The organism is Paenibacillus cellulosilyticus (assembly GCF_003182255.1).
Lineage (GTDB): Bacteria > Bacillota > Bacilli > Paenibacillales > Paenibacillaceae > Paenibacillus_T > Paenibacillus_T cellulosilyticus.
In genome coordinates this window covers 127,382-153,294 of record NZ_QGTQ01000002.1, presented here as the reverse complement: position 1 = coordinate 153,294, position 25,913 = coordinate 127,382, and the positions used below count along the sequence as shown (strand labels likewise).

Genomic DNA, 25,913 nt, shown 5'->3' with positions numbered 1-25,913 from the left:
CCCGGTGCAGCCGGGCGCAAGGACGGGGTGTACGGTATGGCCTTATGGACGATGATCCTCCGCAAAATGGCGAAGAACAAATGGCTGCAGCTGAATCTATGGCTGGGGCTTACGGTGTGCGTCGCTTTGTTCAGTTCGATGCCGCTGTATTCCAAGGCCATTCTGGAGAGGACGTTGTTGAAAGAGCTTCAGTCGGTACAAGCGCAGCAGCAAGTGTATCCGGGGTATGTGCGGATCGAGTCGACGATTTCGGCGGAGACAATGACAGAGAAGACGACGGCCGCCATTCAGAAGGCTGATCGATATGTGAAGACGATCCCAGGCAAGCTGGGGTTGGATGGATTGTCGTTCTATCAACAACGTTTTACGCAGAAAATGAAGGTTTACGGCGCTGACGCTTCTGAACTGGAGATCAAGACGCTTAACACGATCGGCGGCTTCAAGACGCTGTCCGATCTGGAGAAGCGTGTCCATTTGATCGATGGCCGCATGCCGGTCGATCGTACGGATGGCGTAATCGAAGCGCTCGCGACGCAGAAGTTTCAGCTCGCAACCAAGCGGAAGGTTGGCGATGCGCTGATTGCGGAATCGATGGAGGGAGACGGAGCCAGATTCCGCGTCATCATCGTAGGGACGATGGACACGGATAAGACGGCTGATCCTTACCTGCCTTATTTGACGACCGATAATCCGGACGGTCTCTTGATCCCGCTCTCCGTATTTGATCGAGAGTTTACAGTCGGCCGCAAACTGCGCTTGTCCGAAGTGGAATGGCGGCTTGCGGTTAATTACGAGCAGCTCAAGGTCGGCAATATCGAGCAATTCGTGAAAGCCGATGCCGAGATAAGACGCTATTTTCGCGGCAGGCTCGGCTCCGAGGAAATCAATATTCCGGCGAGAGACACGATCTCCTCGTATGCGGGCAAAGAAGGTAAGCTCAATGTCATGATGATCTCGCTGTATTCGCCCGTTATGCTCATGCTCGCCTTCTATCTGTTCATGACGGCGAACCTGATCATTGAGCGCCAGAAGACGGAAATCTCGGTGCTCCGAAGCCGTGGCGCGAGCAGACTGCAAATTATGGCCGCCTATACGCTGGAGAGTCTGATTCTTGGACTAAGCGCGCTGGCCGCAGGACCTTATCTGGGCGTCAGCTTCACGAAGGTGCTCGGGGCATCGAACGGCTTCCTGGAATTCGTCCAGCGCTCTGCGCTTGATGTTACCTTGACCAGCGGGGCGTACCGAACGGCAGCCCTGGCTGTGGCAGGCGCCATCATTCTTATTCTTATTCCGGCGTATCGCGCAACGAGAGTGAGCATCGTCGATCATAAACGGCAGATGGCGCGGCTGACCAAGCTGTCGTTCTGGCATAAGGCGGGCATCGATATTGCGCTAGTCGCCATTGCGATCTATCTGCTGCGCAGCTTTAATAATCGGCAAGCGGATCTGGAGAGGCTTGCGCTTGATTCGGATTCGCTGCAGATCGACCCGTTGCTGTTCCTCATGCCGGCGATTTTCTCGCTTGGAGCGGGGCTGCTTGTGCTTCGCGTCTATCCGTGGTTCATTCGGCTCGTTTACTGGTTGGGGCGTAGGTGGTGGCCGCCAGCACTGTACAATACGCTGGTCGTGATCAGCCGTTCGTCCGGACAGTATCTGACGATCAAAGTATTCCTCATTATGACCGTCGCTACGGGACTGTTCAGCGCCAATGCGGCTCGAACGATCAATGACAACATGGAGAGCCGAATTCAATACGCCATCGGAGCGGACATTGCGCTGACGACGCGTTGGCAGAGCGATGCGCCGGTCTTCTCGGCGTCTCAGGCTCAGACGGGACAGCAGCAGACCGAAGCAGCGATATCGAATAAACGGGTGCAGTACACAGAGCCGCCATTCGTGCCATTCCAGCAGCTGAACGGCGTGGAATCCGCAGCGCGGGTGTTCAAGAAGGCGGGGGCTCGATACAGCATAAGCAGCAATGACAAGAATGGAGCAACGACGCTAATCGGCATCGACACCAAGGAATTCGGCAGCACGGCTTGGATGAAGGACGGACTGCTGGATTATCCGATCAACAGCTATCTGAATCTGATTGCGTCGAATCCGAAAGCCGTGCTGATCTCGCGTTCCATCGCGGAGCAGGCGAATCTGAAGCCTGGCGATCCGATCAATGTCTATTGGGACTCGCTGGATCGGGCGCAGTTCACGGTCTATGGCATTATTGATTATTGGCCGACTTGGAATCCGCTGCCGGGGCGCAGCGACGGCAAGTCGAAGGTCGAGCAGCCGAACTTAATCGTCGGTCATCTCGATACGATTCAGAACCGACTCGCCGTTGAGCCGTACGAAGTATGGCTGAAGCTGAAGCCGGGCGTATCCAGCGATCAAATCTACGATGAGCTGAAGGATAGGAAGGTGACGAGTCTTCGCGATGCATCGCAGCAGCTGGTGCTGTCCAAGAATGACCCGTTCCGGCTGGCGATTAACGGCGTCATGACGCTTGGCTTCGTCATCTCGATGCTGATCAGCTTCTTCGGCTTCCTGCTCTTCTGGGTGCTTACCTTGTCGGGCCGAACGCTTCAATATGGCGTATTGCGGGCGATGGGCATCCCGTTCCTGCAAATTATCGGCATGCTCGTAAGCGAGCAACTGCTCACCTCGGGTGCGGCAGTGATCATCGGCGTCCTGATCGGCGGCATGATCAGCGAGCTGTTCATTCCGCTGTTCTCGATGTCGTTCCAGACAGCCGATCAGGTGCCGCCGTTCACGATTACGTATCAGCTCAGCGATTATCTGCACTTGTACAGCATTATCGGCATTATGCTGACGATCGGGCTGCTCATCCTTAGCTTCCGGATGTCCCGTATCCGAATTTCGCAAGCGCTGAAGCTGGGAGAGGAGTAGCCTATGATTCATTGCGAAGGGCTTGTGAAGATCTACAAGACAGCCGATCTGGAGGTCGTTGCCCTGCAGGGGCTTGACTTGACGGTGGAGAAGGGAGAGCTGATGGCGATCATCGGCAATTCCGGCAGCGGCAAGTCGACGCTTCTTAATATGCTTGGCGGCCTTGACAAGCCGTCAGCCGGCAAGTTGTTCGTAGACGATAAAGATCTGTTGACGTTCCGAGAGCGGGATTTGGTGAAATATAAGCGGGAATCGGTCGGGTTCGTGTGGCAGAACAATGCGCGCAACCTCATTCCCTACTTGACCGCGCTCGAGAATGTCGAGCTCCCGATGCTGCTGCGCGGCAGACGCCGGCGCATTCGCGCGCTGGAGCTGCTCGACGCTGTCGGCCTTAGCCATCGGGTGAAGAATCGACTGAGCGAGCTGTCCGGCGGCGAGCAGCAGCGGGTCGCGATCGCCATCGCGCTAGCGAATGAGCCGCGTCTATTGCTGGCCGACGAGCCGACCGGCTCGCTCGATACGAAGACGTCCAACCAGGTGCTCGATCTGTTTCGGACGCTGAACCGTACGATCGGCATTACGATCGTGATCGTTACGCATGATCCGCAGCTGGCTCGAAAGGTAGATCGCGTCGTTCAGATTCGCGACGGCAAGACAAGCGCGGAAATGATTCGGCGAGTATCCTATGCCGACGAATTGTCGCAGCTGGATTCGGAGCAATCGGAGCAGGAGCCGGAGAGCCATATCGAATATGCGGTGCTGGACAAGGCGGGACGGCTGCAAATTCCGGCCGGCTATCTGGATATGGCCAGCTTCAAGGACAGCAACAAGGTACGCGTCGAAGTGGAGGATGGCCGCATTGTGCTGTATCCATCCGAGGAGACGAAGACCGGCTGACGGATGGACACATCCATTCATACGGTGCAACGCATCGTCAAGCTACTGGAATAAGCGCTGCTGCATCTCGCGCAGCTGCTGATATAACTGCTTCTCTCGAAACGAACTGGTTGGTGACGTTTGCGTTCGAGAGGGCAGTTTTCTTTATATGATCAACTTGGCTCACACAAACAAGCTGACGCCTAATCGACGTCAGCTTGCACTTATGTAATCTTATTTGTAAACCGAGATTATCAGAGATTATCAGAGATTATCCTCTTATTGCACCCATCTATAAATAATAATATCGACCCCGGATTCGGACGGGAACCCTTCGCCTACGAATAAATCGTTATTCCAAGAGGACAATGCCCGGCTGCTTTCTTCGCTATGTCGATATGCTCCGGCACGCTTCCGCCGATAAGCAGTCCCTCCGGAGAGTCGGCGGCGTCATGATCAAGAATATCGTTGTACTTCCCTAGCGTCAGCAGATCCGAAACGCCATAGTAGTCGACTACCGCGCTGACCTCGTCCGTTTGTTCGCTGTAAAGGCTCTGAGAACTCCGCATATATCGTTTGCGTTCCTTCGGGCATTTCGTTAGCTGCAATGTCCGCTGCCTGCTTATTCATTCTTGGGTACACCTCTTAGCGCGTAGTTTGTTCTATTATAAACGATTAGGCTGTAATCGAAATCATCTTCCTGAATTCGTTAGCGCTTACACCCGTATACGATTTGAACTTCTTGTAGAACCAATCCATTTCCGTATAGCCGACCTCGTTCGCGATTTCATAAATTTTCATATCGGTGTGCTCCAACAAGTGTTTGGCTTTCTCCATCCGCTGTCGAAGGAGATATTCATTGAACGTCATATTCTCATGGCTCTTAAACTTCTGACCGAGGTAGGAATAGTTGAAGTGGAAAATATTCGAGATTTCCTTGAGCGTAATGTTCTGATGGAGCGATTCTTCAACGAATTCCTTCACTTTATCAATGATATTCGAAGAAGAAGGGGCAGCAGCAGCAGTCAGCATATTGATCGATGACATTGTAAGCGCTTTACCTTCTGAGCCGATGAATTCCTCCAGCTCCCGTTCGACTCGGTGCAGGCTTGCTTGCAATTCGTCAGGCGCAATGGGATCCGGCAGGTAATCGCTGACTTGATAGCACATCGCTTTTCGAGCGAGTTGGAAGTCGTTCCCTCCGCCAAGCAGAATAATGGGCACGCGGCTCGTTTCTCTAATTTGCTCGCAGAGGCGAATTCCTTCTTCTTGCGAAATGTTCATATTGATAAGCACAAGTGCGTACGGCAGGTTGGCGAACATGAGCATCGCTTCCGTTCGCGTTGAAGCATGGTCATCCAAGGAAAACCCTAATTCTCTCCACGCTAGCAAATCGATCGTCGTGTCCTTGGATTGCCCGGCAGCATCGACTAGCAGCACCTTATACACGATGATTACCCCCCTCTTACGATGATCCCTTTTTTTTGTAACCGGTATCAGTCATTACTTTTTCATTATGTGAAATCGGGGGGCAGCCAAACAACGTGCTTTTCTTTGCATCGCTAGCAGATGTTTACCTCATCATCATTTTCGCGTAAAGGAATGGCTGCCCGATTCGGAACACCTATATTTAGGCAGGTGCAACAACTAAGTTACGACAGGTTGTTGCCTTCCGAATGTAAGCGCTACACTCTTGCTGTGCAAGTTCCATTTCTCATACGGGGGGACGAATATGCGTAAAAAATGGTTGATGCTAACGGCTGCAATGATGCTGGTTCTGTCGGCATGCGGCAGCAGCGGCTCCAAGGACGAAGGCAGCAAAGCAACAGATTCCGCTAACCAGAGCACGACCGACCAAGCAACGAACACGGACGCAACAGGCGAAGATGCGGCAACCGACGACGGCACAGATGCAACGGCGGACGATGCAGCTTACAAAACGCCAGACTTGGATTTCGATCTCGGCGGACGTGTCATCAAGGTTGTATCCTGGTGGGATATGACAATCGGCGAGGACAACCCGGACAATATTCAGAGAAAGAAGAACTTGGAGGAATTAGAGAAGAAGCACAATTTCAAAATGGAGTACATCGCTATTGACTATGGCGAGTATCAACAGAAGGTCACGGCGTCGCTTCTGTCGGGCCAACCGATCGGCGATATTGTACGTTTGGGCAAAACATACACGGTGCCTACGCTCGTGAAACAGGATTTGCTGACCCCGATCGATGAGTATACGAAGAACGCGAACGTCTTCAATCAAACCATGACGAATGAACTGTATACGTACAATGGACGCGGTTATGGGTTTACCGAAGATCAGGCGAATCTTGTTCAAGGCATTTTCTACAACCGCAAGTTGTTGAATGAGCTCGGCATGAAACCGCTTCAGGACTATGTCAATGAAAACAACTGGAACTGGGATACGTTCGTCCAAGTTGCAAAGGAAGCGAACAAGGATACGAACAATGACGGCAAGCTTGACACTTGGGGTCTGGCGAACAACGGTTTGGTTGAATTTGCGCTCATGTCCAATGAAACAGGCTTGACGAAGGATGACAAGCAAAACCTTGATGATCCGAAAACGTTGGAAGCGCTTAACTTCGAATCGAAACTGATGACCGAGAAAGTCCCTAGACCTACGGAAGGCGGAGATTGGACCGAGCCAGGTCAATTTTTCCGTCAAGGCAACACGCTTATGTATGCCGGCGCGATGTGGGAAATCGGCGGCATCAAGACGGATATGCCGGATGCGGATATCGGGTTCGTCCCGTTCCCTAAAGGGCCAAGCGCGTCCACGTATCACTCTTTCGAGGGTCTGCTCCAAGCGCTGACGATTCCGAAAGGCGTTAAAGATCCAGACAAGCTGATGTACATTTGGGAAAAAATAAACGACGTCGATTCGGTATACGATTACCCGGGTCAAGCTTCCTTCGAATCGAATTTCTCGAACGAAGACGATATCAATAACGCAAAAATGGTTCAGCCAAACCTGCTGGTGCTCGACCATAATACGTTCCCGAACCTCAAGTATTATGATTTCGTCGGCGAGCTGAACAGCGGCACGTCGGTATCGACGGTTATCGAGAAGTACAAACCGGTCTTCCAATCGGCGATCGATGAAATTTACAAAAAGTAAGTTCCAGCACGCTTAGAGTGTAGTCTTCATTTGGAAATTTATCAGACAGCCCTATATTTTGACGGGTACAACAACTAAGTTACGACAGGTTGTTGCATCTCAATTGTAAACGCTACACTTTGTCGTGTAAGTTCCATTTTTCTAAACAGGGGGACAAAAAATGCGTAAAAAAATGTTGATGCTGACGGCCGCAATGATGCTGGTTCTGTCAGCATGCGGCAGCGGCTCCAAGGACGAAGGCAGCAAAGGAACCGATTCCGCCAGCCAAAGCACGACCGATCAAGCAGCGAACACGGAAGCGGCAGGCGATGATGCTGCCGACGACGGTGCGGACGCAGCTGCGGACGATGCAGCGTACAAGACGCCGGACATGGACTTCGATCTCGGAGGCCGTACGATTAAAGTTGTATCTTGGTGGGATATGACGCCAGGCGAGGACAACCCTGACAATATTCAGAAGAAGAAGAACCTTGAAGAGTTAGAGAAGAAGCATAACTTCAAAATGGAGTTCGTTGCGATTGATTTCGGCGAATATCAACAGAAGGTAACGGCATCGCTGCTGTCGGGCCAGCCGCTTGGCGATATTGTGCGCCTAGGCAAAACGTACACGGTGCCTACGCTGACAAAACAAGATTTGCTGCTGCCGATCGATGAATACACGAAAAATACGAATGTGTTCAATCAGAAAATGACGAATGAGCTATACACCTATAATGGCCGCGGTTATGGCTTCACAGAAGACCAAGGCGCACTCATTCAAGGTATTTTCTACAACCGCAAGCTAATGAACGAGCTCGGCATGAAGCCGCTGCAGGACTATGTCACAGAAGGCAACTGGAACTGGGATACGTTCGTTCAAGCCGCGAAGGAAGCGAATAAGGATACGAACAATGACGGCAAGCTCGACACTTGGGGTCTAGCAAACAACAGCCTCCTCGATCAGGCACTGATGTCCAACGAAGCTAGCCTGACGAAGGAAGACAAGCAGAACCTTGACGATCCGAAGACGATCGAGGCGCTGACGTTTGCACAGAAAGTTATTGTCGACAAAGTCAACAGACCGACAGAAGGCGGCGACTGGACGGAGCCGGGCCAATTTTTCCGTCAAGGCAATACGCTCATGTATGCAGGCGCTATGTATGAGATCGGCGGCTTGAAGACGGATATGCCGGATGCGGATATCGGTTTCGTACCGTTCCCTAAAGGTCCAAGCGCATCCACGTTCCACTCGTACGAGCCGGCACTGCAAGCGCTGACGATTCCGAAAGGCGTTAAAGATCCCGACAAGCTGATGTACATCTGGGAGAAAATGAACGACATCGACTCGATGTACGACTACCCAAGCCAAGCGTCGCTCGAAACGAACTTCTCGAACGAGGACGATATCGAGAATGCCAAGCTTGTTCAGGCAAATCTGAGCGTGCTTGACCACAATACGTTCATGCCGGACCTGAAATACTATGATTTCGCTGGCGAGTTGAACGGCGGCACATCGGTATCGACAGTCATCGAGAAGTACAAATCGGTGTTCCAATCGGCGATCGACAAAATTTACAAAAAGTAAGTTTGATAGCACTAAAGAGCAGTCCCCATTTAGAAGGTTCTAATGGGGACTGTACATTTTATGTCTTTCGCTGCAGGAGGGAGAAGAGTGAACTTCAGAAAGAAGAGCTACGTCGTCGTCATACTGGTTCTCGCTGTGTTATTAATGTCGATTTGGGCGTTCTACCCTTCGAGTTCATCCGACAATGTACGCGTTCAAGCGATGGCTGATTTTACTGCTGTTACTGCGGCAACTAGCGACGACAGCTATGACATGTACTTGAAAAACCATGAAGCAGCAAGCCGTCCGGACAGCGTCATTCGTATAGAAGGCGAGAGTTATAAGGCTGCAGAGGGAGATGGCTTTCAGGTCGTCGACGTGCAGGATGCAAAGGCGGTCGTAACGCCGGAAGAAGGATCGATCAGTTGGGATATACCGATTGAACAGGCAGGGCTTTATAACATTCGAGTTCGCTATTTGCCTCTCGAGGGCAAGAGCTCCGCAATTGAACGTCAGATTGAGATCAATAATCAAGTCCCGTTCAGCGGTGCGGATATCGTAACCTTCGATCGCGTATGGGGCAATCAGTCCGATGAAATTAAGCGTGATGACAGAGACAACGACCTGCGTCCAAGACAAATCGAGACGCCGATATGGCAGACCGAATCCGTATCGGATCGTAATGGCTATTACGACGAACCTTATGCGTTTTATTTCGATAAGGGTACACAGAGCCTGAAGCTGACAGCACTGCGCGAGCCGATGGCTATCGATTATATCGAGTTGTATCGCAATTCTGACGTGAAGACGTATGCAGAACTGAAGAGCGAATATGAGGCTGAAGGGCTGAAGCCTGTCGACCATCAGTATGTTCTCATTCAGGCGGAGAATGCCGTCTACAAGTCCTCTCCGACCCTATATCCGTTGACCGACAGGTCGAGCCCGACAGTCATCCCATACGATGTATCCAAGCTAAGAATTAACACGATCGGCGGTTTGAACTGGAAGCTACCGGGCCAGTGGATCGAATGGGAGTTCGAAGCGCCAACGGATGGTTTGTATCAAATCGCATTGAAGGAGAAGCAGGATCAGCTGCGCGGCATATTCGCGACGCGGAGCCTTACGATCGATGGCGAATATCCGTTCAAGGAGATGAAGCGGCTGCGCTTCGACTTTGGAATGGATTGGAGCAATGACGTGCTCGGCAATGGGGAAGACGAGCCGTATTTGTTCCATTTGACCAAGGGGACGCATCGCATTCGGATGACGGTATCGCTCGGCGAAATCGCGCCGCTGCTCCAGACGATCGAGTCGAGCGTTCTCCAATTGAACGAGATGTATCGCAAAATCATTATGATTACATCGAATTCGCCGGATACGCTTCGCGACTATCAACTGGAGAAACGAATTCCGGACATGATTCAAGTGTTCCAAGAGCAATCCAAGACAATCGCAAGCGTAGCGGCTTATCTAGAGCAAATGACGGGCGAGCGAAGCGATAAAGTATCGGTGCTCTATACGCTCGTTAAGCAATTGGATGACATGGTGAAGAAGCCGGAGACGATTCCGGGACGGCTGTCCTCCTTTAAGGTCAACATCGGCGGTCTGGGCACTTGGATACTCACCGTGCGCGAACAACCGATTACGCTTGATTATTTGGCCATCTCTTCGCCTGGTTATAAGCTTCCGCATGCCCAAGCAACGTTCATGCAAGATGTGAAGCATGAGCTTGGCGGCCTAGTGGCTTCCTACACGGAGGACTATGACAGCATTGGCAATACAGGCAAGAAGAACCGATCGACGACGGTGTGGATTACGACTGGACGGGATCAGGCACAGGTGCTCAAGAACCTGATCGACGAGACGTTCACGCCGGAATCGAATATATCCGTCAGCTTGAAGCTCGTTCCGGCGAACATTCTCCTTCCGGCAACGCTTGCCGGCGAAGGGCCGGACGTTGCCATGCAGATCGGCGAGGATGTGCCGGTCAACTATGCGATGCGGGATGCGGCAGCCGATCTTAAGCAGTTCCCGGATTATGACCAGATCGCTTCCCGTTTCCGCGAGAGCGGCTTAACGCCATATCGCTACGGAGGCGGTACGTATGCTCTGCCGGAGCAGCAGTCGTTCCCGATGCTGTTCTATCGCAAAGACATTCTGAAGGAGCTTGGACTCGAAGTGCCCAAGACGTGGCAGGACATCTACAATATGATCTCCGTGCTGCAGAAGCACAACATGGAGTTCTGGCTGCCGATCGAACAAGGCAACGCCAACATCGTGCCGAATGCGACGTTCTCGGCGCTGCTCTATCAGAACGGCGGCGAATTCTATCGCGATAACGGCAAGAGCAGCGCGCTGGATTCGGATATCGCCATGAACGTATTCAAGAAATGGACGCAGTTCTATACGAACTACAAGTTCCCGTTGATCGCAGACTTCCCGAACCGTTTCCGTACGGGCGAGATGCCGATCGGCATTGCGGATTATACGACGTATAACATGCTCACCGTTCTTGCGCCGGAAATTAAGGGATTGTGGGATTTCACGATCGTACCAGGTACGGAACAGGCCGATGGAACGGTCGACCATGCGGTAGCAAGCCATACGACCGGCGTCATGATGCTGAAGAATGCGAAGGACAAGGATGCCGCTTGGGAATTTATGAAATGGTGGACCTCCAAGGAGACGCAAATCGCTTATGGCCGCGAGATGGAAGGTCTGATGGGCGAAGCGGCGCGCTATCCGACAGCGAATGTCGAGGCGCTCGAGGAGCTGCCTTGGCCTGTCAAGGACTATCGCAATCTCGAAGAGCAGTGGCAGTGGGTGAAAGGCATTCCGCAAGTTCCTGGCGGCTACTTCACAGGCCGTCACCTCGATAATGCATTCCGTAAAGTCGTCAATGCGAATGAGAATCCGCGCGAAGCGTTGTTGGATTACATTCTCTACATGAATGACGAGATTACGGTCAAACGGCAAGAATTCAATCTAGACCAATAGTTAGGGGGTGGAATGCGATGCAAGCCGAAACAATCAGTCCCGCTGTCTCAACTGACCTCGTCCATCCGAAGAAGCATTCGAAGCTGGCCAATCTGATGCGTGAGCTGAAGAAAAATAAGCATTATTACATTCTGATGAGTCCCTACATGCTAATTTTCTTTGCTTTCACCGTTATTCCAGTCGTTATTTCAATCACGCTCAGCTTCTTCTACTTCAATATGCTTGAGTTTCCTCGCTTCATCGGCTGGCAGAACTATTCACGGTTGCTGCTTAACGATGACGTGTTCATGATCGCAATGAGGAATACGTTTCTCTTCGCGGTCTTCAGCGGCCCAATCAGTTATATTGCCTGCTTCTTATTCGCGTGGATCATCAATGAGCTCTCGCCTAAGGTGAGAGCTATCATGACGCTCGTGTTCTATGCGCCATCGATTTCAGGCAACGTCTTCTTCATTTGGCTTATCGTCTTCTCCGGTGATCGCTATGGTTACTTGAATGGCTTCTTGATCAAATGGGGCTTCATCCTCGAGCCGATCCAGTGGCTGACGAACGAGAAGTACATCCTGCCGATCATCATGATCGTGCAGCTGTGGCTAAGCCTCGGCACGAGCTTCCTGGCCTTCATCGCGGGTTTGCAGACGATCGATAAATCGATAATCGAAGCAGGCGCGATCGACGGCATCCGCAACCGCTGGCAGGAGCTGTGGTTCATTACGTTGCCGTCGATGCGTCCGCAGCTTATGTTCGGTGCCGTCATGCAAATAACCGGCTCGTTCGCCGTAGCTGACATCTCGATTGCGTTAGCGGGCTTCCCGAGCGTCAACTATGCCGGTCATACGATTGTCACGCACTTGATGGACTACGGCACCATTCGCTTCGAAATGGGTTACGCGTCCGCCATTGCGACCGTTCTGTTCGTTATCATGCTCGGTACGAACATGCTGACGCAGAAACTGCTGAGAAGGGTAGGGGAGTGACCAGATGGCAGCCAAAACATTAGGCGCCTTGCGTGCGCCAAGGAAGCTGAATCGCTCTTTCACCGTCAGCTTCATCCTATTCTTGTTCTTAGCGGTTTTCGGCGCCTTTATGGTGCTGCCGCTCGTCTATGCGATCAACAATGCGTTCAAGCCGCTGGATGAACTATTCATTTTTCCGCCGCGTTTCTTCGTACGCAATCCGACGACGGATAACTTCTATGACTTGGTTGCTCTCATGGGCAACTCATGGGTGCCGCTGTCGCGTTATATCGTCAATACGCTGTTCATTACGATTGTTGGGACAGTCGGCCATATCATTCTGGCGTCGGCAGCTGCCTATCCACTGGCGAAATTCCGTTTCCCAGGCTCCAAAGTGCTGTTCTCCATCGTCGTTATGTCACTGATGTTCACGGGCCACGTCACCGCGATCCCGAACTACATGGTGATGTCGTGGCTAGGTTGGATTAATACGCATGCATCGATCATTATACCGTCGCTTGCGTTCCCGCTAGGCCTGTTTCTGATGAAACAGTTCATGGAGCAAATTCCGGATGCGCTGCTTGAAGCGGCGAAGATTGACGGTGCCAGCGAATATCGGATTTATGCGCAGATCGTCATGCCGAACGTGAAGCCGGCATGGCTGACGCTCATGATTCTTCAGTTCCCGGCGCTGTGGGGATCTGACGGCGGCAACTTCATCTACAGCGAGAACCTGAAGACGCTGCACTATGCGCTGGGACAGATTACGGCCGGAGGCATCGCGCGAGCCGGCGTCGGCGCCGCGGTCGCGCTCATCTTAATGATCGTTCCGATCACGCTCTTCATCATTTCGCAGAGCAACGTCATTCAGACGATGGCGACTTCCGGGATGAAAGAGTAGAGGAGGAGAATTGGACGATGCGTAAGAGCAAACACACATGGAGAGTTCTACTCTTGACTGCGCTGTGCTGTCTGATCGGCGCCAGCTTGGGTGGAACGCTTGCATACGCAGATACCGGCGCGTCTTCCTACAACTATTCATTCTGGGGAAGAACGGTTGCCGCACCTGCGGCCTACAAAGCTACAACCGTATTGGACGGCAAGGAGCTGGGCATCGGAGCGCTGAAGGATCCGAGCGATCTGCATGTAACGCCGGACAATCAAATCTATGTGCTTGATTCCGGCAACAATCGAGTCGTTGTGTTCGATAGTCAGTTCAAGTTAATTCGTATCATCGATTCCTTTATGCGTGACGGGAAGCAGGAGACGTTCAACAATCCGCAAGGCTTGTTCGTGACACCCCAGAAGCAGCTGATCGTAGCGGATACCGGCAATCAACGCGTTGTCGAGCTGGATGCGAACCTTAGCGTCATCAAGGTCATCGACCCGCCGCAGTCCGATTTGCTTAACGCGAACTTCAAGTTCCAGCCGGTGCGCGTCATCGCAGATCAGGCACATCGTATTTACGTCATGTCTGTCGGCGTATTCGACGGTTTCATGGAGTTCAATCAGAACGGCGATTTCACCTCGTTCATCGGTGCGAACAGAGTGAAGGTCGACCCTACGGAGCTGCTGTGGAAACGGCTGTCGACAAGGGCGCAGCGGAGTCAGATGGTCATGTTCACCCCGACGGAGTTCACGAATCTGGATATTAACGATGAAGGATTCATCTATGCGACGAACGGCGATGTGTGGGGCGATACGATCAAGAAGCTGAATGCGCAGGGCAACGACATTTTGCGCAGAACGGGCTACTTCAACCCGAAGGGCGATATTCGGTATACAACGGAGCAAGGGCCTGCCCGGCTGACGGACATCGATGTGACGCACAGCGAAATCTATTCCGTTCTCGACGGCTCTAGGGGCAGGGTGTTTACCTACAACGGCGACGGCCACTTCATGTACGTCTTCGGCGGAATCGGAAACCAACTCGGACAGTTCAAAACGCCTGTCGCCATTGAGCGCGTCGGCGATGACTTCCTCGTGCTGGACAAAGCGTTCGGCGAGATTACCGTATTCAAGTCGACCGAATACGGGCGCACCTTGAACGAAGCTACTCGCGCCTATTATCGCGGAGACGAAGAGAAGGCATTCGAGCTCTATAACAAAACGATCAATATGAATGCCAATCTCGAATTCGCCTATTCCGGCATCGGCAAGTCCCTTCTTCGCAAAGGAGAATACAAAGAAGCCTTGCACTATTTTGAAGAAAGCTATGATCGCGGCAACTATTCGAAGGCCTTCCTGCTCTATCGCAAGCAGGTGCTCAGAGAGCATTTCCCAACCATTATGACGGGAATCGTTGTTGTTATCATCGCGGCATTCATCGGAAGAGTGCTGTGGAAGAGGAAGAAGCTGCGCAGAATGAGGGGTGTTTCGATTGAATCGTGAGTTGATTAAATATCCGTTCTATATCATCATGCATCCCTTTAATGGCTTTTGGGATTTAAAGTACGATCGTACGCAGCGAAATAACGTCATTATTTCGTTCGTCATTTTGTTCCTGCTAATCATTACGAACATTCTAAGCTCTGAATACAGCGGTTTTATTGTCAATATTATGAATCCCGATGACATGAACTCGCTAATGGAGATCGCTTATGTGGTCGTTCCGGTTCTATTCTGGTGCGTGGCGAACTGGTCGCTGACAACGCTGATGAACGGCGAAGGGAGATTCGTCGACATTTTCACTTCGACCTGCTTCGCGCTCGTGCCGTTGATCGTCATAAACTTTCCATGGATTTGGCTTAGCAAGGTCATCTCTTTGCAGGAAACGGCTTTCTATTATTTCTTCAGCAGCTTCGCCGTGTTCTGGTCGTTGTTCCTTTTATTCGTAGGGAATATGACGATCCACCAATACTCGCCATCCAAGACGATCGGCATGATTCTGCTGACGGTTGTGGCAATGGGCTTCATTGCGTTCATCTGCCTGCTGTTCTTCAGCCTGACGCAGCAAATGGTATCGTTCGTTAACGTGGTCTATAAAGAGCTTGCACTGAGGAGATAGAGAGAGGAGGAGGGGAAATGAGCATGGCCCGCAATGCCTTGCTATGCCTAACGCTGCTGGTCGGCCTTGTCCTTGCAGGCTGTTCCGGCTCGCAGACAGCAGCGCAGAATGACGAGATGGAGCAATACGTCGCTGCCTTCAAATCGGGATCTCAGCTTAGCAATACGTTCAGCGACAATCGGGTCGCCGGGATGAAGGGGATCAGTCAGAACGATCGGTTGGCCTTATTCGTCGACGATCAGACAGGCACGATCGCCGTTATGAATAAGCAGTCGGGTGAGATTTGGTACAGCAATCCGGCAGAGAGAGACAAAGACTCGACTGCGCAAGGCGTAAATAAAGCGCTGCTGTCCGCGCAGTTGAACATCGAATACTACAACAACTTCGGGCAATCGAACACCATTAATACGTTCACGGACAGCGTTTCATACAAGCAGGTCAAGTATGAATCGATTGATAATGGGATCAAAGTAACCTATGAATTCGGTACGGCCAAGAAATCTGCCGCTGATCTGCCTCTCATGTTAAGCGAGGCACGCTTCAAGGAGCTGTCCGATAAGCTCGACAAGACGGGCAAACGCGCGCTGGGCATCGCGTACAAAGAGAATGCCGACAAAGGCACCTACGATCGCAATGATTCCGCGCTGAACGGTCTTCAGCTGGACCGTGCGTTCAAGGCGTTCGAGGATGCCGGCTATACCGAAGAAGATCTGGAGAAGGATATGCAAGAGCTTGGCTTCACGCAAGACAAGGTTGTGCCACGTATATTCTTCGCATCCATCGAGTACACGCTGGATGGCGACAGCCTAATCGTCAAAGTGCCGCAAGCGGATATTCATGCGCCTAGCGCCTATCCGATCGCGACGATCTCGCTGCTGAGCTTCTTCGGCGCAGGCGGGAAAGACGAACAGGGCTCGTTGTTCGTGCCTGATGGATCGGGCTCGCTCATTCATTTCAACAACGGAAAAACCCAATATCCGGCTTATCAGCAGCTGGTGTACGGCGACGATCTGACGACGAAGACGGTCGAGGACGCGAGCTACGAGCAGGCTGTAAGGCTGCCGGTATTCGGCATTATTAAGAATCATGGAGCGCTTCTCGGGATTATTGAAGAAGGAGCGGCCGTTGCAGCAGTCAATGCGGACATCAGCGGCAAGCTGAACGGCTACAACTATGTCTATCCGTCGTTCACGCTGACGAACAAAGGACTGGTTACGCTGACGGCGAACAGCCAGGAGCGGACGCTGCCGCATTTTCAAGAGGATCCTCTGAAGACGGACTTGACGGTGCGATATGCGTTCCTGAATGGCAGCGATGCAAGCTATTCAGGGATGGCGAAGTACTATCAGCAATATCTGGAGAAGCATGACGGGCTGCCGGCGAAGCAGACGGAAGCGAAGGAAACGAAGGAAACGAAGTCGGAGGCTGTTCCGTTCTACTTGCAGCTCGTAGGAAGCATTGCGAAGGATAAGCATTTCATCGGCATTCCTTATACTTCGTTGGAATCGCTCACGACGTTTAAGCAGGCGCAGGATATGATCAGCCAGGTTCAAGCACGCGATATTGCGAACATTAAGCTCAAATACGCGGGATGGTTCAACGGCGGTCTCGATCATAAGGTGCCGGATCATATTTCGGTTGACGATGCAGTAGGCGGAAGCAAGGGACTGAAGAGTCTTGTCGCTTATGCACAGGAGCATGGCGTTTCGTTGTTCCCGGATGTAGCAGTGCTAGAGGCGAGCACGGGATCGGATTTCGATGAGAAGTCCAATGCTTCCCGAACGCTGCGCGGCGTCGTTGCCGAGCTGTATCCGCTCGATATGGCGCTCAATCGCCGGGATCGCAATAAATCGCCTTCCTATGTCGTCTCGCCAAGTATCGTCGGCGACTATGTGAACGACATCGTGAATGGCATGAAGAGCTATCAAACAGGCGGCATTTCGCTCCGCGATCTCGGCAGCCAATTGAACAGCGACTATCGAAAGAGCAAGCAGGTGGACCGCGATGAATCGGAGAACATCTCGGCCTCTGCCTTGAATACGATTCGTCAGAACGGCATGAGCATTATGGCGCAGGGCGGCAATGCATACGCACTGCCATTCCTCTCCGATATTACGGATGCGCCAATGTCGAACAGCAGCTTCAAGCTGGAAGACGAGGAAATTCCGTTCTATCAAATGGTGATTCGCGGCTATATCAACTATACGGGCACGCCATATAATCTAACCTCCTACACCGATGAGCGGCAGTATATTCTGAAATCGTTGGAATACGGATCGGGCGTGTATTTCGAGTGGATTTACGAGCCGAACTATAAGGTCAAGGATACGGAGAACAATGGACTGTATGCGGTGAATTACGAGCTGTGGATGGATAAGGCGGCAGACATCTACCACGAGGTTAACGACGTGCTTAAGCATGTGGCTAATCAACCGATTGCGTCGCACGAGAAGCTGAGCGAAGGCGTGTACAAGACGGTATATGCGAACGGGGTTTACGTCATTGTGAACTATAACGGCTCGCAGGTTGAGGTAGACGGGAAACTGCTGGAAGCGGAGAGCTATATGACGGGTGGTGCGCAATCTTGAAATCCATAATGAAACTCGGCATGAAGCAGCGGACTTACGCGGAGCAGAAGGCGCTGTGGGGCTTCCTCTATGTGCTGCCTTGGCTGCTCGGATTCCTTCTCTTCTTCCTTGTGCCGCTAATTACATCGCTGCGGTACAGCCTCAGCTCCATTGAAGCGAAATCGGAAGGCATGAAGATTACGTTCATCGGCTTCGACAATTTCGTGAATGCGCTGACCGTAAACACCAGCTTCAACCGGACGTTAACGGATTCGATCGTTAATATGGTGGTCAATGTGCCGCTTATCGTTATATTCAGCCTTTTCTTGGCTGTGCTGCTGAACCAGAAGTTCATCGGTCGGGCGCTGGCAAGGTCGATCTTCTTCCTGCCGGTTATTCTGGCATCCGGCGTTATCGCCAATCTGGAGATGAACAGCCTCGTTCAAGAGCTTGTGCAGCAGAGCGCTTCCGGAGGATCATCCGGCGGCATCGGCACGTTCGAGATGGAACGATTCATGCTGCAGGCCGGCGTCAGCGAAAATATTGTGGCGTATTTGACAGGAGCGGTCGATCGGATTTATACGATCGTCAGTCAATCGGGCGTGCAGATTCTAATCTTCCTGGCAGGCATTCAGACGATCTCGCCTCAGCTCTACGAAGCGTCCAAGATGGAAGGAGCGACAGGGTACGAAGCCTTCTGGAAAATTACGTTTCCGATGGTCAGTCCGCTTATTCTCGTCAACGTCATCTATACGATCATCGACTCGTTCTCGAGCAGTCAGATGACAGAGCTGATCAAGACGACCGGCTTCAATAGCTTCGACTTCGGACTCAGCTCGGCGATGGCTTGGCTGTACTTTATCGCCATTATGATTATTCTCTCGATCAGTACGTATATCATCTCGAAGAGAGTCTTCTATCAAGATTAGGGAGCGTGAGAGTGTGATATTGGCCCGATTGATGTCGATTGAATCGTGGAAGCGAGGGCTCTGGTCGATCGTTCGACTCGTGCTCATTGCAGGGTTGTCCTTCGTCATCCTGTATCCGATTCTGCAGAAGATCTCGACTGCCATTAAAGATAAGAGCGATCTGTATTCGCCGATCGTCATCTATGTACCGGAGCATTACTCATGGGATAACTTCAAGAAAGCCATCTCGATCATGGATTACTGGCACACGCTGCTCAATACGTTCTCGCTGTCGACGATGACGACGCTGCTGACCGCGGCGTCCTGCGCACTCGCCGGCTACGCCTTCGCCCGGTTGAAATTCAAAGGGAGCGGATTGTTGTTCTTCGGCGTCGTATTGACGATTCTCGTTCCGCCGACGACGATACTCATTCCGATCTATATGAACCTGAAGGATTTCAACCTGCTAGGGCTTATTCCGCTGCTGACAGGAGGCAAGTCGATCAACCTGCTGGATTCATATTGGCCGTTCGTCTTGACGTCTCTGACGGCAAGCTCGCTTAAGGCAGGCCTGTACATCTTCATCTTCCGTCAATTCTTCCGCGGCATTCCGAAGGAAGTGGAGGAAGCGGCTTATATTGATGGCGCAGGCGTTGGCACTACGTTCTGGCGTATCATGCTGCCGAACGCGACTCCCGCGATCGTGACCGTACTGCTGTTCTCGTTCGTTTGGCAGTGGAACGACAGCTTCTTCACGACAACGTATCTGACGAGCAGCAACGTGATGTCGCTGCAGCTGTCCTCGCTGCCGCATAATCTATCGATTATGCTGGAAGGCGGCGTAGCGACGAACAAGGACCCGTTCTATATGAGCATGGTGCAGGATACGGGCATTCTGCTTGCGATTCTGCCGCTGGTCATCATTTACTTGTTCGTACAGCGGTACTTCGTTGAAAGCATTGAACGTACAGGCATTGTTGGATAAACTTGGTTAAGAGGAGCGCTTGCGGGAGAAGGCCATTAGGGTCCGCACCTGTCGGCGCTCCTCCTTATGTGACAGGGCAGATGAGGAGAGAGGATGGGTTCCATTGAACAATCCGGTTGCACGGATGGGAATCATTATTGCAACAATCGTTATTTGCGTGTTTCTAGTGCTTGTATTATTTCTTAATCAAATGGACAAAAACAGCAAGAATTCGAACGAGCCAGTATCTGCTGCGACAGAGCAAACGGAGGATGGTTCGAAGACCGATGCGGCAGCAGAAGCAGATGCTGCGAAGCCAGCCGAAGATGCAGCCGCTGCGGCACAGGAAGAGAAGGATGCGACTGTCGCGGCTGCAGAGCCTCCTCCGGCGCCGTCCGTCGAGATGGACATCCCATCGCTGAAGGATGTGTTCAAGGATTATTTCCCGATAGGCGCTGCGATTGAACCCGATGAGACGGCAGGTCTGCATGCGGATCTACTGAAGAAGCAGGTCAATTGGCTCGTAGCGGAGAACGTCATGAAGCCCGATGCGATTGAGCCATCGGAGGGTAACTTCAATTGGACCAATGCAGATAAGCTTGTCGCCTTCGCAAAAGAGAACGGCATGCAGCTTCGCTTCCATACGCTCGTCTGGCACAATCAGGTAGGCGGGTGGTTCTTCCAAGATGAGAACGGCAATTCCATGGTGGACGAGACGGACCCGAAAAAGCGGGAAGCGAACAAGAAGCTGCTGCTGAAACGTCTAGATAACCATGTGCGCACCATCGTGTCGCGTTATAAGGACGATATTAAGTCTTGGGATGTTGTGAATGAGGTTATCGAACCAGGCGATCCGGATGGCATGCGGGCAAGCAATTGGTACAAAATCGCAGGCGTCGACTTCATCGAGACGGCATTTCGCGCTGCACGCGAAGCAGGTGGCCCGGACATCAAGCTGTATATCAACGATTACAGCACGGACGATATTACGAAACGCGACCGTCTGTATGAACTCGTGAAGTCGATGCTGGACAAAGGGGTGCCGATCGATGGCGTCGGTCATCAGACGCATATTAGCGTTGCAGGGCCCTCCGTCTTCTCGATTATCGACTCTATGAAGAAGTTTGCCGAGCTTGGGCTCGATAACATCGTGACGGAGCTTGATATGAGTCTCTATGCTTGGAATGACCGCTCCGACTACGGCGATGACATTCCTGCGTACGTACTGAGGAGTCAGGCGGACAAGTATCGCGAGCTGTTCGACGCTTTCAAGGAGAACAAGGACATCCTCAGCGGAGTTATGTTCTGGGGCATTACGGACGAGCATTCATGGCTTAACACATTCCCGGTTACGCGGACAGACGCTCCTTTGTTGTTCGATCGACAGCTGCATGCGAAGCAAGCATTTTGGGCGATTGTTGACCCTTCCAAATTACCGCAATAGTCCCTATAATAGGAGGACAAGATAGATACAGACGGCATAGGAGCAGTGCGTGCAGTGAATTCACGCCTGCTCCTTTTGCTCGCTATAGGGAGTGATAGAGAATGGAAGAGAAACTGTTTAACCATTACTTGGAGCTGAAGGGACCTGAGGCAGGGGAGTGGAACTCGTCGCCCGACAATTTGTATGCGGAGTGCATGACGCGCGTGTATGCGAGAAAGGAATTCGCGGTTATCGATGGGATGCGAGTCTGCAATGTTGGAATCGGTACAGGTGACTGGGATGATTATCTTGGTTATTGGTTGAAGGGAAAAGGACGGCTGACGAGCATCGATATCGACAGCGGCATCTGCGAGTTGTTCGCGTATCGGCAGAAGAGAGAGGGACATCCGAATCCGTCAGAGGTTGTGAACCGGAGCATTTTCGATCCAGAGCTGCCTCAAGGCGCCTTTGATCTTGTCACTCTGATTGGGTCTGCCATTCAAGAAGCGGGTCAGTTCGAGCAGTGCCTGGATGCCTGTCTTCGTTTGTTGAAGCCAGGCGGCAGCCTAATGTTCATGGCGGGCCTGAAGCAATCGCCAGTCAGCAGGCTGGAGCATTATGCAGAGGACCGCGGTGCGATTATCGAACAATTGGAGCGGTATGAGACATTCAACCGCTATCCTTTCCATATTTCCACGTTAAGAAGAGGTAAGTGAAAATAGAAACCAATGGCAGTTCGAGCTTCAGCTAACAAGTTATCAGAATAAAAAAAATGGTTATGTTTATTCAGAACATCTAGGAGCAGCTTGCCATCGTGGCAACTGCTCTTTCTATTAAGCGATTGGGTGGGATAGCGTAACCTTACAGTTGAAATTCCGTCTTATATTTATATGTTATCAAGGAGGGAGACAAATTGAGAAAGTTAAGGTTTATTAGATGTAACTCTATAATAAAAGTTGTGTTTGTAACGCTATTGAGCTGTTTAATGTTGTGCGTTTGTTCCAGTCAGTCGCAGAAGGCTACTTCAGAAGTTGAGGCTAAAGAATATGTATATACTGTAGCTCTGAATGGATATGTTTATGGCTTTACAAATGAATTAGTTGAGGCAGAACAAATTGAAAATCATATTGGCGAAGGGCAAAGAGTTGTAAAGTCAAAAGTAGAGAAAAATGGTGATATAGGTTGTTCAGTATCTGAATGTAAAGCCCCGCTAGGTATTAATTTTTATTCAATTCAAAACATCTCGCAGAAAGATGCCATCGCCGTTAAAGTAAATGAAACAGAGTATATTAAATGCATCAAAATTCGCAAACTATGATGATGAGAACGCTACCTCAATAACGCAGCCTGCCGTAGTCGGCAGGCTGTTAAGCTAACGGGCAAATTAGTTGAATAAACTGGGTATTTATGGTACTGTAAGGGAACATATGTTCTTGATTATTTGTAATAGATACTTATTCATATAGGGGGTAATTATATGGGTGAAATTGTAAGGAGAGATATTAATGAGGATTGGGTACATTCTGGAATTGTTGAGGCTGGTGATTTTGCATTCATAAATTATTGTGTCGGAAATATTGGTCAACCTATTGAGAATCAAATTAATGGTGCATTTGACCATTTGGAAAAGCGACTGGAATCAATCGGTTTAACTTTAGAATCAGTCGTTAAGATTGATTGCATGTTTAGAGATATTTGGAACATACCTGTGTTGGAAAAGGTAGTCAAAGAAAGATTTAATGGCAAGTATCCTGCACGCAAATCAATACAAACAGAGTTTGCACATCGTGGCGGAGAGGATGGACTTCAATTCCAACTTGACGCTATAGCGTTTAAAGGATAATTTATGGAACAACTTGCACTTGCATGGTTTACTGAAACCCGAGCAAAGAGTTAACTTTTTGGTTGCACTAACGGGTGACGATAGCTCAATTATTGAAGTATATAAGATATTTAATATAGGAACCGGCAATCTATTTGACTGTAATTGCTCCAAAGATCCGTCTATATAAGTGAGGCGGCTTCACAGAGGTGAGACATGACCAACGAGGACAGTATACTGGTGAGACAATCAGCTCAAGGAAACACGGAAACATTTAGAGAATTGGTTGGCCGATATGCCAATGCCGTTTATTTAGCTGCTTATTCAAGGTTGGGCGATGCCCACGATGCAGAAGATGTCGCTCAGGAAGTTTTCGTGAAGGCCTGGTACAACCTAACCAAACTTCAAGACGCAAGTAAATTCGGAAGTTGGCTTCTGAGTATCGCACGCAATACGGCAACGGATTTTGCTCGCAAAATGAAGCCTTCTTTGGGGCTTGAAGACGCGGTGCTGGCCGGTAGTGCCGAGAACTTCACCGAAGAAACGTTTTTGCGTCGCGAACGACAACAGGCGGTATGGAAGGCACTTGGGGAACTGGATGAAAAGTATCGCATGGTTATTACGCAGTATTATTTAGGTGGCTATACTGCAACGGAAATTAGTAGGCTGTATGATATGAACCTCAGCTTAGTGGAAAGTCGTCTTCGCAGGGCCAAAACCATGTTAAAGAAGGAGTTGTTTGAATTGGCGGAGCAAACGATGAGAGAACAAAAATTAGGTTCGGCGTTTGTTACAAAGGTAATGAAAAGGATCACAGGGCTTGCATGTATTAATCTTCCGGTCCGAAATGTAGAGGTTTCAGCAAAATGGTACGTAGAAAATCTTGGTGTCATCTTGCTGCGGGAACCTACGCGCTTTGATCAAAACGCAAATGCGATCATTCAACTTGGAGAAAATGGTCCAAGCGTCCTCATGCATGAAGAGCAAGAACTAACCCCGTTACATTTTACACGAAACGGAAAGCCAGCGCCGATCTTTGAGTTGCGTACCGATGATGCAGAAGCATTTTATACGCAGTTGCTCGACAATGGGGTAACCGTATCAAATCGCTATGATAATCTACCTTGTGGAAAATATTTTCATGTCCATGATCCAGACGGCAATGTCATTACGATCGTAGAGTAGAAAGTGATGAACAGGTCGCTCAATATCAAGAAGGCTGCCGCGGGGCAGCTTTTTTCAATAAACGGGAAACGTTAAATTAAGGTTCATTGAATATAGATTCCACATCGGAGGAGAATGGAATATGAGAAAACTCGTTCTATTCCTGCACGCATCGCTTGACGGTTTTGTAGAAGGGCCGAATGGTGAAATGGACATTGGCTGGATTTCTTACAATGCTGAATTGGAGAAATACGCGAAAGAAATATCGTTTTTTCCACGACGCTGGAGAATGTCGAATGGAACAATTCCAGACTGGTGAAAGAAGATGTCGAGCAAGAGATCATGAATCTCAAACAGCAGCCAGGCCAGGATATGGTCATCCTCGGCAGTCCCAGGCTTGCACACTACCTTATGCAGCATGATTTGATAGATGAGTATAAAATTACGGTTTCTCCCGTCCTGATCGGTAAGGGATTGCCGTTATTCCAAGGTCTCAAGGAGAAGATCAATCTTAAACTAATCGAAAACAAAACCTTTGATTCTGGAGCCATAGGCCTCGCTTACCAGACGGTTAGATGATCTTGTCACTTAAGTATGCTAACAGGGGACAGACTGCCTTTGCAGCTGCCCCCTGTTTCTTTACCTTCTGCTAATTCCAAATCTAACGGCGGCTTATCGGCGTTCCTTGCGCTCCGTTCGAAACAGCTTCCCATGTCTCCCAAGTAGCTAAACGATCAGCATAGACTCCGCGCACCAAAGGCAAGACCCCTGCGCCGACCGCGAACCGCAGCGGTGGGTCCTCGGCGTCTATGATTTGAAGAATCGCTTCGGCCGTCGCATTCGGATCGCCTCGTTCTTCTGTCGATAAGCGAGCAGTCACCCGATTTCGAAGTTCAGTGTACACTTCCAATCCCTGTGATGTCTTCATGGACAGGGGGCTTCCAAAGTCGGTTGCAAAGGCGCCCGGCTCGAGCAACGTGACCTTAATGCCGAAGCTTTTAACCTCTTGAGCGAGGCTATCGTGCAGTGCTTCGACTGCCCATTTGGAAGCGCAATAGAAGCCGATGAGCGGTGCCGCAACAATGCCCATAGCGCTTGAGACGCCGAGAATGTGCCCGCTGCCTTGTTGTCGAAGCAGAGGCAGGGCAGCTTGGATGACCCGAAGCGTACCAAAGTAATTGGCGTCAAACAGAGCGCGGACGTCGGATTCGTCAGCCTCCTCAGCTGTACCAACCAGCGTGTAACCTGCATTGTTAAGAACCACATCCAGCCTGCCGAAATGCGCATGAGCCTGCCGAACGGCATGTTCGACCTGCTGGGAATCCGTTACATCGAGCGCTAGGGGGAGAACATTGTCTCCAAAACGTTCCTTAAGTTCGGCGATGCTTTCCGGTGTGCGAGCGGTCGCGGCAACCTTATCCCCGCGAGAGAGTGCGGCCTCCGCCCAAATGCGCCCTAATCCGCGAGAAGCTCCTGTTATGAACCAGACTTTGTTTTCCATCGTATTCTCCTCCAATACAGTTCCTGTGTGTAGTGTTTTAAAGCTTCTGTTTTCTCTTTCGTTCTTCTCTAATGTTACGGCTTAGCAGCTTGCTACGGAATTTCAAATAAGTTAGCATGGTATTAACTAATGGTTTATGCAA

General features: G+C 50.8%; 20 protein-coding genes and 1 pseudogene. 18 read left to right on the top strand and 3 right to left on the bottom strand.

Annotated features, from left to right (window positions below):
- Positions 1-36 precede the first annotated feature (36 nt).
- A complete protein-coding gene (locus DFQ01_RS03425; protein WP_110042484.1) occupies positions 37-2,904 on the top strand; it encodes an ABC transporter permease in 2,868 nt (955 codons plus the stop codon).
- A gap of 3 nt (positions 2,905-2,907) precedes the next feature.
- The gene (locus tag DFQ01_RS03420) at positions 2,908-3,801 is read left to right on the top strand and encodes an ABC transporter ATP-binding protein (RefSeq protein WP_110042483.1); all 894 of its coding nucleotides are present in this window, start codon (positions 2,908-2,910) and stop codon (positions 3,799-3,801) included.
- Between the two features lie 317 nt (positions 3,802-4,118).
- Here the strand turns inward: DFQ01_RS03420 and DFQ01_RS03415 are convergent, their stop codons facing one another.
- Together DFQ01_RS03415 and DFQ01_RS03410 are read right to left on the bottom strand one after the other, a co-directional pair.
- On the bottom strand, positions 4,119-4,388 hold the full coding sequence (locus DFQ01_RS03415; protein ID WP_217490347.1) for a hypothetical protein: 270 nt from the start codon (positions 4,386-4,388) through the stop codon (positions 4,119-4,121).
- Between the two features lie 67 nt (positions 4,389-4,455).
- Positions 4,456-5,229: a helix-turn-helix transcriptional regulator gene (locus DFQ01_RS03410; protein WP_110042482.1), complete on the bottom strand. Its 774-nt coding sequence runs from the start codon at positions 5,227-5,229 to the stop codon at positions 4,456-4,458.
- A gap of 283 nt (positions 5,230-5,512) precedes the next feature.
- On the opposite strand from DFQ01_RS03410, the gene DFQ01_RS03405 reads away from it, so the two are divergent.
- The 16 genes and pseudogenes from DFQ01_RS03405 to DFQ01_RS03330 all read left to right on the top strand — a co-directional run bounded on the left by DFQ01_RS03405 (position 5,513) and on the right by DFQ01_RS03330 (position 24,849).
- Positions 5,513-6,919 carry an ABC transporter substrate-binding protein gene (locus DFQ01_RS03405; RefSeq protein WP_110042481.1) on the top strand — a complete coding sequence of 469 codons (1,407 nt, stop codon included), beginning with the start codon at positions 5,513-5,515 and terminating at the stop codon, positions 6,917-6,919.
- Positions 6,920-7,079: 160 nt separating this feature from the next.
- Positions 7,080-8,483 carry an ABC transporter substrate-binding protein gene (locus DFQ01_RS03400; RefSeq protein ID WP_110042480.1) on the top strand — a complete coding sequence of 468 codons (1,404 nt, stop codon included), beginning with the start codon at positions 7,080-7,082 and terminating at the stop codon, positions 8,481-8,483.
- An 87-nt stretch (positions 8,484-8,570) separates the two neighbouring features.
- Positions 8,571-11,459 (top strand): extracellular solute-binding protein, encoded by a 2,889-nt coding sequence (locus DFQ01_RS03395; protein ID WP_110042479.1) that lies wholly within the window; start codon positions 8,571-8,573, stop codon positions 11,457-11,459.
- Between the two features lie 17 nt (positions 11,460-11,476).
- Entirely contained in the window at positions 11,477-12,436 is a 960-nt protein-coding gene (locus DFQ01_RS03390) for a carbohydrate ABC transporter permease (protein WP_110042478.1), read from the top strand.
- A 4-nt stretch (positions 12,437-12,440) separates the two neighbouring features.
- Positions 12,441-13,316 (top strand): carbohydrate ABC transporter permease, encoded by an 876-nt coding sequence (locus DFQ01_RS03385; protein ID WP_110042477.1) that lies wholly within the window; start codon positions 12,441-12,443, stop codon positions 13,314-13,316.
- A gap of 17 nt (positions 13,317-13,333) precedes the next feature.
- Positions 13,334-14,806 carry a hypothetical protein gene (locus DFQ01_RS03380; RefSeq protein WP_110042476.1) on the top strand — a complete coding sequence of 491 codons (1,473 nt, stop codon included), beginning with the start codon at positions 13,334-13,336 and terminating at the stop codon, positions 14,804-14,806.
- Positions 14,796-15,422 (top strand): Yip1 family protein, encoded by a 627-nt coding sequence (locus DFQ01_RS03375; RefSeq protein ID WP_110042475.1) that lies wholly within the window; start codon positions 14,796-14,798, stop codon positions 15,420-15,422. Before DFQ01_RS03380 ends, DFQ01_RS03375 begins: the two co-directional genes overlap by 11 nt.
- Before the next feature lie 17 nt (positions 15,423-15,439).
- Entirely contained in the window at positions 15,440-18,010 is a 2,571-nt protein-coding gene (locus tag DFQ01_RS03370) for a DUF5696 domain-containing protein (RefSeq protein ID WP_110042474.1), read from the top strand.
- A complete protein-coding gene (locus tag DFQ01_RS03365) occupies positions 18,007-18,918 on the top strand; it encodes a carbohydrate ABC transporter permease (protein WP_110042473.1) in 912 nt (303 codons plus the stop codon). Before DFQ01_RS03370 ends, DFQ01_RS03365 begins: the two co-directional genes overlap by 4 nt.
- A 31-nt stretch (positions 18,919-18,949) precedes the next feature.
- Complete coding sequence (locus DFQ01_RS03360; RefSeq protein ID WP_425452358.1) at positions 18,950-19,882, top strand: carbohydrate ABC transporter permease; 933 nt, start codon at positions 18,950-18,952, stop codon at positions 19,880-19,882.
- Between the two features lie 103 nt (positions 19,883-19,985).
- The gene (locus DFQ01_RS03355) at positions 19,986-21,305 is read left to right on the top strand and encodes an endo-1,4-beta-xylanase (protein ID WP_245946501.1); all 1,320 of its coding nucleotides are present in this window, start codon (positions 19,986-19,988) and stop codon (positions 21,303-21,305) included.
- A 101-nt stretch (positions 21,306-21,406) separates the two neighbouring features.
- Positions 21,407-22,000 (top strand): class I SAM-dependent methyltransferase, encoded by a 594-nt coding sequence (locus DFQ01_RS03350; RefSeq protein WP_110042471.1) that lies wholly within the window; start codon positions 21,407-21,409, stop codon positions 21,998-22,000.
- 197 nt (positions 22,001-22,197) lie between these two features.
- Entirely contained in the window at positions 22,198-22,602 is a 405-nt protein-coding gene (locus DFQ01_RS03345) for a hypothetical protein (RefSeq protein ID WP_110042470.1), read from the top strand.
- Positions 22,603-22,761: 159 nt separating this feature from the next.
- On the top strand, positions 22,762-23,127 hold the full coding sequence (locus DFQ01_RS03340; RefSeq protein ID WP_110042469.1) for a RidA family protein: 366 nt from the start codon (positions 22,762-22,764) through the stop codon (positions 23,125-23,127).
- A gap of 195 nt (positions 23,128-23,322) precedes the next feature.
- The gene (locus tag DFQ01_RS03335; protein WP_110042468.1) at positions 23,323-24,291 is read left to right on the top strand and encodes a sigma-70 family RNA polymerase sigma factor; all 969 of its coding nucleotides are present in this window, start codon (positions 23,323-23,325) and stop codon (positions 24,289-24,291) included.
- Positions 24,292-24,412: 121 nt separating this feature from the next.
- A pseudogene (locus DFQ01_RS03330) lies at positions 24,413-24,849 on the top strand (dihydrofolate reductase family protein).
- 82 nt (positions 24,850-24,931) lie between these two features.
- Here the strand turns inward: DFQ01_RS03330 and DFQ01_RS03325 are convergent.
- A complete protein-coding gene (locus DFQ01_RS03325) occupies positions 24,932-25,771 on the bottom strand; it encodes an SDR family NAD(P)-dependent oxidoreductase (protein WP_110042467.1) in 840 nt (279 codons plus the stop codon).
- Positions 25,772-25,913 lie beyond the last annotated feature (142 nt).

Coding starts and splice junctions, on each gene's coding strand:
- DFQ01_RS03425 (WP_110042484.1), top strand. CDS start 37: ATGGCCTTATGGACGATGATCCTCCGCAAAATGGCGAAGAACAAATGG.
- DFQ01_RS03420 (WP_110042483.1), top strand. CDS start 2,908: ATGATTCATTGCGAAGGGCTTGTGAAGATCTACAAGACAGCCGATCTG.
- DFQ01_RS03405 (WP_110042481.1), top strand. CDS start 5,513: ATGCGTAAAAAATGGTTGATGCTAACGGCTGCAATGATGCTGGTTCTG.
- DFQ01_RS03400 (WP_110042480.1), top strand. CDS start 7,080: ATGCGTAAAAAAATGTTGATGCTGACGGCCGCAATGATGCTGGTTCTG.
- DFQ01_RS03390 (WP_110042478.1), top strand. CDS start 11,477: ATGCAAGCCGAAACAATCAGTCCCGCTGTCTCAACTGACCTCGTCCAT.
- DFQ01_RS03385 (WP_110042477.1), top strand. CDS start 12,441: ATGGCAGCCAAAACATTAGGCGCCTTGCGTGCGCCAAGGAAGCTGAAT.
- DFQ01_RS03380 (WP_110042476.1), top strand. CDS start 13,334: ATGCGTAAGAGCAAACACACATGGAGAGTTCTACTCTTGACTGCGCTG.
- DFQ01_RS03370 (WP_110042474.1), top strand. CDS start 15,440: ATGAGCATGGCCCGCAATGCCTTGCTATGCCTAACGCTGCTGGTCGGC.
- DFQ01_RS03360 (WP_425452358.1), top strand. CDS start 18,950: ATGTCGATTGAATCGTGGAAGCGAGGGCTCTGGTCGATCGTTCGACTC.
- DFQ01_RS03350 (WP_110042471.1), top strand. CDS start 21,407: ATGGAAGAGAAACTGTTTAACCATTACTTGGAGCTGAAGGGACCTGAG.
- DFQ01_RS03340 (WP_110042469.1), top strand. CDS start 22,762: ATGGGTGAAATTGTAAGGAGAGATATTAATGAGGATTGGGTACATTCT.
- DFQ01_RS03335 (WP_110042468.1), top strand. CDS start 23,323: ATGACCAACGAGGACAGTATACTGGTGAGACAATCAGCTCAAGGAAAC.
- DFQ01_RS03325 (WP_110042467.1), bottom strand. CDS start 25,771: ATGGAAAACAAAGTCTGGTTCATAACAGGAGCTTCTCGCGGATTAGGG.